3 protein-coding genes are annotated in these 7,053 nt (G+C 34.3%); 2 read left to right on the top strand and 1 reads right to left on the bottom strand.

What is annotated here, in order from left to right:
* The first annotated feature begins 160 nt into the window (after positions 1-160).
* Positions 161-1,318 carry an EF-hand domain-containing protein gene (locus tag F6K54_RS36925; RefSeq protein ID WP_293088907.1) on the top strand — a complete coding sequence of 386 codons (1,158 nt, stop codon included), beginning with the start codon at positions 161-163 and terminating at the stop codon, positions 1,316-1,318.
* 1,241 nt (positions 1,319-2,559) lie between these two features.
* Here F6K54_RS36925 and F6K54_RS36920 read toward each other — a convergent pair.
* Positions 2,560-3,936 carry a methyl-accepting chemotaxis protein gene (locus F6K54_RS36920; protein ID WP_293088906.1) on the bottom strand — a complete coding sequence of 459 codons (1,377 nt, stop codon included), beginning with the start codon at positions 3,934-3,936 and terminating at the stop codon, positions 2,560-2,562.
* A gap of 1,461 nt (positions 3,937-5,397) precedes the next feature.
* Here F6K54_RS36920 and F6K54_RS36915 point away from each other — a divergent pair.
* Positions 5,398-6,522 (top strand): site-2 protease family protein, encoded by a 1,125-nt coding sequence (locus F6K54_RS36915; protein WP_293088904.1) that lies wholly within the window; start codon positions 5,398-5,400, stop codon positions 6,520-6,522.
* Positions 6,523-7,053: the final 531 nt, after the last annotated feature.

Below are 7,053 nucleotides of genomic sequence, written 5' to 3'. Positions count from 1 at the left end.
GTCAGCTTTTCAGTGGCAAGAGCTGCAAAAAGCTAGTATTTTGGGAGGATTATGGCAAACAAACCAAGGGACAATTTTTCCGACTACCTCCTCTATAATTCCCCTCCTGGGAGTGAGCTAATCAAAGAATAACGGTATAACTTGAAAAAATACTTAAGTAATGTCTAAAGAAACTACACAATTATCTCTTGATGAATTGAAACAAGTCTTTGATTCATTTGATACTGATGGTAATGGCTCATTATCGCCTGAAGAGGTAATGAATGTTCTGCGTTATCTAGGAATGAACCCAAGCACTGAAGATATAGAGTCCATCTTCATTAGTACCGATCAAGATGTAAGCAATACGATTGAGTTTGACGAGTTTTCTCAATGGATTGTAGATAAAGTCGATATAACTTCTAAAAACGATTTATTAGAAATTTTTCGCCTAATTGATTTGAATAACAACGGTACTATCTCAACTGGTGAACTACAAGAGTTACTTTATGGGTTAAATATTAACGTCAGCGATCGTGAAATCGAAAGGTTGATGCAACAAGCTGATGTCAATGGTAATGGTCTCATTGAGTTCGATGAATTTGTCAAAAGTGGGGGTTTATGGACTCGTATTAAATTAACAGTTGGTGTGGTACGTTCCTTTTACATACAAGCAGAATTTGACTCACTGGCACGACAATATAATCAACTCATCCGTTTGTGGGTTCCTTGGTACGAAGAAAATCTTGAGGTAACGCTGGATAACTTACAAAATGAATTAGATGCGCCGAATATCCTTGAACTCGGTGGTGGCACTGGTAATCTTTCCGCTGCTGTGCTAGAACGCTACTCACAAGCTGATGTTCATATTGTAGATAGTTCCAGTAAGATGATCGATTTTTGTCAGCAGCGCTTTGCGAGTAATGAGCAAATCCACCTCTATGAGCAGGATTTCATGACACTTGATTTCAAAGAAGCCACCTTTGACTACGTTATCTCATACATTAGTCTGCATTATCTAAATGATGCCAATAAAAAACAATTGTTCCACAATGTACATCGGTGGTTAAAGTCTGATGGTTTATTCTCTTACTCCGACATCTTTCGTGGGATTAATAGTCAGATCCATGAACGCTATAATGAACAATGGAAAAGAGCAGCTTATGAGGTAGGGGCAACAGATGAGGAATGGAATCATTTTTGGGATCACGATCGACGCTATGACCAGCATATCCCTATTATGACAGTGGTAGATTGGCTGAGAGAAATTGGCTTTGTGGACATTGATATTACCTGGCGTCGTTCCTTATGGGCAAATGTTATTGCTCGAAAAGCTTGATTTCTGATGAAGCGTCTGGTGTAAAAATAATAGTTTTGTGGAAGTGGAATGGGCATCTTACCCGTTTATACTTGCCAGTTCCTGATATTTTCACCACAGGCAGGGACAGGCAGGATGCCTGCCCCCACTTAACTTACCACTTATATCATGTTCGGATAATCAGTTATAAAAAAACTTTATCCCTTTTAACCTTTTCTTCCCTTCTGCCTCCTGCCTCCAGCATAGCTGCCTTCCTTCCTCCAAAGTGTAAGTATTCAACCGGACATGATATTATATGGCATTGCATAATTGCGGGATGATTTTGTCACAGAGCAGAAACCATAATCCCCGTGTCCCCGTGTCCCCGTGTCCCCGTGTCAGGCGAAATCATCCCAGTATTCAGCAACGCCTATTATATTCATCCCACCCCTCAGCAATGCCTTTTTTCTTGAGTCATATCATGTCCGGATAATCAGTGATAAAAAAACCTTTTCCCTTCTAACCTTTTCTTTCCTTCTGCCTCCTGCCTCCAGCATAGCTGCCTTCCTTCCTCCAAAATGTAAGTATTCAACCGGACATGATATCACTTGCACCTGCCCAAGAAGAAAATTTTTCTCCAACTAAAGTTCTTCATAACTGTATTTTGGCTTGTTGAAAAATAACTTTTGAGAATTGAATTTTTGGAAAATATAATATAGCAGCCGAAGGAAAGTTTAGGACAGATAAAAAGCTTCAAACTCAGACAAAGCAATATTTTTCTGGGTGCATCTCAATGCGTGAATAATATCATGTCCGGTTGAACAGTGATAAATAAATAACTACGGAGGAGTCAGGAGTCAACCCACCCCTCGCCCCTCCCCCTCCCAGGAGGGGAAGTCAGGAGTCAGGAGGAAAGAGGGAAGAAAGAAGAACAACAGCAGAAGAAGGAGAAAGTTTTTTTATAACTAATTATCCGGACATGATATAAAGCCAAAAAGTTATTGCTTTTAGGGAACAGGGAACAGGGAACAGGGAACAGGGAACAGGGAATATATAGGAAAAAAGTATTTTTGCTTGCTATGAGATGCACCCATTTTTCTTTCTTCAATATTCAGATAAAATTTATCTAATGATCGCCTCTTAAATAAGTAGAAATAAATCAATATAAAACCGAGAGATAGGTGTCATATTAGTAAAAAAAAGTGCTTACTTAATGCTTGGCCTCTAACTTATCCTCAAAATTTTCTATTATTAGATTTTGAAATTTATCTCTAACTCAATAATTATTCTGTTTTTTCTAAAGTAAAATGTTTAACTGATTCTGCTAAACTTTCTGTAATATTCATAATTTTCTGTGAAGAATCATATAATTGTTTTGTCACTTGACTTTTTTCGATATTTTTTTTGTGGATAATTTGTAAAAAATCTGTGATTTTTTGTAGATTATCAGTCTGATTTTCTCCTAAAGATGCAACATTATCTATATAGTTATTAAATTTATAGATATTCTGAACAATTTTAGTTAATCCTTGCTTAACTTCTTCTCCTAATTTTTGCTGTGGGAATTCTTCTACAACTATATTATTCTCATAAATAGTCAGATTTAAACTTTGAACATTGTGTTGAAAGTGTTCTAAACTTTTCTTGATTAAATCCCAATTATTTGCCATTTCTTGCAATTTTATTGCTATTTTTAGTAGATCTTCGTTGGTGGTTTTCCTATAAGCAAAAATAGCAGTATTTAGTAACAAAATTTTACTGTGAATATTCATTTGCTCGACTAAAGCTTGAATTTTATTTAAATCATAATTATACTCAGTCAATCTTTTTACTTTGTGATGAATTTCTGAAATCAACATATATCCTGCCATAATTTCTTGAAAAATATTGCCTATTGACTGGTAACTTGTAGAAGCATAATTACTAATTTCTTGATAAACTTGTTCAGCTTCCCATGCTTTATATGCTCTTTGATAAAAGGTATCAACTATCGCTTCTAAAGATGTTAGGAAAGAATCTATTTCTTCTGCTTGCAACTTACTTTCTCGGGATAAGTTTTGAAAAATAGTTTTACTATCTGTTGCGATTAGAGTAATAATTTCTTGACTATCAGAATTGATTTTTTTAACAAGTTTCAGGAAGTTGTTGAGAGTCATATTAATACAATAAGATATTACCCCCAATTCTTCGCATCTAACTTTGAGTTTTACATAAATTTGACCATGAGCAGCAGTATCTACTTTATCTAACAATTTTATAACTTGACTAGCGATTTTTTCTTTATCTTGTTCGCTGCTTTCTTCTCTAATTTTTATATTAATCATAAGATTACAAATCACCTCAGCCATAGAATTAAATTTTTTAGTCAAATCTTGTAGTTCGTCATTAGCATAAATAGGAATTCTAAGATTATATTTTCCTTCAGAAATACCCACTAGATAATTCTCTAGCCTATTAGTTGAACAACGAAGTTTTTGGGCAGTTATAATACCCAAGCTAAATGTTGCAAGAAAACTGGTAATACCTGCCGTACAAGCGATCGTATAATTCCGGTGAGTTTTGTTGAGAAAAGTTGGGGAATAAACCATTGTAACAATAGCTGTTGCAATTGCAGTTATTCCTCCACTCATCAAACCTATCCATAAAGGTTTATTCTTCATTAATAACTATTGTATTTACTATTGTAAGTATTCAGCTATAAGTTATTAACTGATTATCACACGCTCAGGAGGAATTAGTCTCCAAGGAAAATTCCAGCTTATGAAAAAATTGTTCGCTTTTAGCTAACCTTAATGTGTCGATCGCCCAGTTAAGTTATACCAAGCGTGAAAAAAGAATGTTACAAATAAACTGGCTAGTAAATAATTAATAACTAACAATTAATAATTTACCTAGCACCTATCACCTACCACCTGTAAGCATTCAACTATCAGCATTCAGCATTTCCTACGGAATGCTGCGCAAACAGCTTTTAAACATATTCAAGAAATTACTAAGGTTAGCTGAAGACATTTTTTTTATAAGTTTTAATTCTCCTTGGAGACTAATTCCTCTTTTGAGCTGATAATGAGCTAATAACTCATAGCTGATAGCTGACGGCTGAATGCTTATATCATGTCCGGTTGAACAGTTATAAATAAATAACGACTTAGGAGTCAGGAGTCAGAAGTCAGGAGTCAGGAGGGAAGAAAGAAGAAGGAAGAAGAATAACTGGAGTTGAAGGAGAAAGTTTTTTATCACGCTCTTATCCGGACATGATATTACTACCACCTATCACCTAGAAAGTTATTTGTAGCAAACATTTATCGTAAGCATTCAGCACTCAGCATTCAGCTATCAGCAACAACAATCTATCATATAAGACAGTTTTTAAATTAATATAGACTTTAAAGGCAAGAGAGCCAACTTTTGTAGTAAGACAATTAATAAAGCTTTAATCATAAACTAAAAGCAATAGCTGATAGCTGATAACGCAGTTCCTCCGGTAGGAGGCTGGCTGACGGCTGAATGCTTACCATTTATCATCCTTGGTATTACATCTAATTTCTTGCTTGTTCCCTGAAATTCCAAATCTTGTATCTGAGGTGAATTGAATAAGGCTATATAATGATAAAATAATCATAAATTTAATATCAGAAAATAATTTAGTTAATTTCTCTATGACTGAAAAATTCTGGTCAATAGCCTTCCCTTAAAAGGGGTGCATCTCAATGCGTGAATAAAGCCAAAAAGTTATTGCTTTTAGGGAACAGGGAACAGGGAACAGGAAACAGGAAATATATAGGAAAAAAGTATTTTTGCTTGCTATGAGATGCACCCCTTAAAAGGGATAAAAAAAAGAGAATATTCCAGGTTTTAAGCCTTCTTATTGCAGAGGTACTGATAACTGACAACTGTTAGCGTAGCTCCGATCATAGAAGGCTAACTGATAACTGAAATGACCGAACATAGAAGGAGGGATACCACTATATTAAGAAACAACAAAGCTGATTTACATTTTGTTACAGTAAATATATAGATTTAAAAGAGGAAGAAATTCCTTTAATTAAAGAGTAAGCATTCAGCCATCAATTAATAGCTGAATGCTTACATTAAAGATTATTAACTTAGAGGATAAATTTATGAATAAATCTTTTCATGTAGGCAACCTATTTGGCATACCATTTTACATTAACTCATCCTGGTTTATTGTCTTATTTCTTGTCACTTTAACTTATAGTAGCAACTTAGCAGAGCAATTTCCAGAATTAGGTGGAATATTACCACTGATATTAGGATTAATAGCAGCATTATTATTATTTTCTTCTGTTCTAGCTCATGAGTTAGGTCATAGTTTTGTTGCTTTATCTCAAGGAATAGAAGTCAAATCAATTACCCTATTTTTATTTGGAGGTTTAGCTAGTTTAGATAGAGAATCAAAAACTCCTGGAGAAGCATTTTGGGTGGCAATTGCAGGTCCGTTAGTAAGTATAGTTTTATTTGGTTTATTTACTATAATTAATACATTTACAGCTATTACCGGACCAACAGCATCAATTGTTGAACTTTTAGCTTATATTAACTTAGTTTTAGCATTATTCAATTTAATTCCTGGTTTACCTCTTGATGGTGGTAATATCCTTAAATCTATTGTTTGGAAAATAACTAATAATCCTTACAAAGGAATTATTTTTGCTAGTAGAGTAGGTCAAGCATTTGGTTGGTTGGCAATAATTTCTGGTTTAATTCCCACATTTTTACTTAGTAGTTTTCCTAATATTTGGAATATTCTAATTGGTTGGTTTTTACTACAAAATGCTGGTCGTTCTGCCCAATATGCAGAAATTCAAGGTACTCTTGCGGACTTAACTGCAGCAGATGCTATTATTCCTAATAGCCCAATTGTTTCAGAAAGTCTTTCTTTAAGAGAATTTGTGAATGAATATGTAATTGGGAAAAATAGTAGAAAGCAGTTTTTAGTTATTAATGAAGTAGAGCAGTTAGTAGGAGTTATTAAGGTTGATGATTTGAAAGTAGTTAATACTTCTGAGTGGCCTTTAGTTATGGTCAAAGAATTAACTAAACCTATAATAAATATGGAGACTGTAGTAGCTAAAACTTCTCTTTTAGAAGTAGTTTCTTTGTTGGAACAAAAGCAAATTAATGAATTAACTGTTATTGATGAGAATGGTGCTTTAGTTGGATTAATTGAAAAAGCTTCAATTAGGAGTCTTTTGGAAAATAAAGCTCGGGTAAAACCTGCTTAGGTGTAAGGGTTCAGCTATCAGCTATTAGCTCTCAGCTATTGCTAAGAGGAGGAGTTTAACAATATAAGTCAAAAGTTAAAAGTCAAAAGTCATGCATTAAGAAATAAAGAAGTAAGAAGTAAATTATAGTGGTCATATCATGTCCGGTAGCATCGGAGCGTGTATAAAATTAAGGTGACACTCTTGAGAAAACCTTCTGCCTCCTGCCTCCTGCCTTCTGCCTTCCTTCCACCAAAGTCTAATTATTAAACCGGACATGATATCAGTAGGAGTCAAAGATTTAGTAAGTATTTATGCTTAATATTTAACTGAGAATTTGACTCCCAATCAAGGTAAATGAAGATAATTTATATAGCATGAATACCTGCCAAGCCACGGATTTTTGTGCTACTTTTTATGTTACAACCTACATTCCGCACGACAAAATGTAGTATAAAGAATCCAGAATCCAGAATCCAGAATCCAGAATTCAGAAGAAAATAGTAGTGGTGATAATTGAGTATTTATACTTAATACTTTCCTGATAATTTG

Source organism: Okeania sp. SIO3B5 (genome assembly GCF_010692555.1).
In the GTDB taxonomy this organism is placed as follows: Bacteria; Cyanobacteriota; Cyanobacteriia; order Cyanobacteriales; family Microcoleaceae; genus Okeania.
This window is presented reverse-complemented; position numbering and strand designations above follow the sequence as displayed.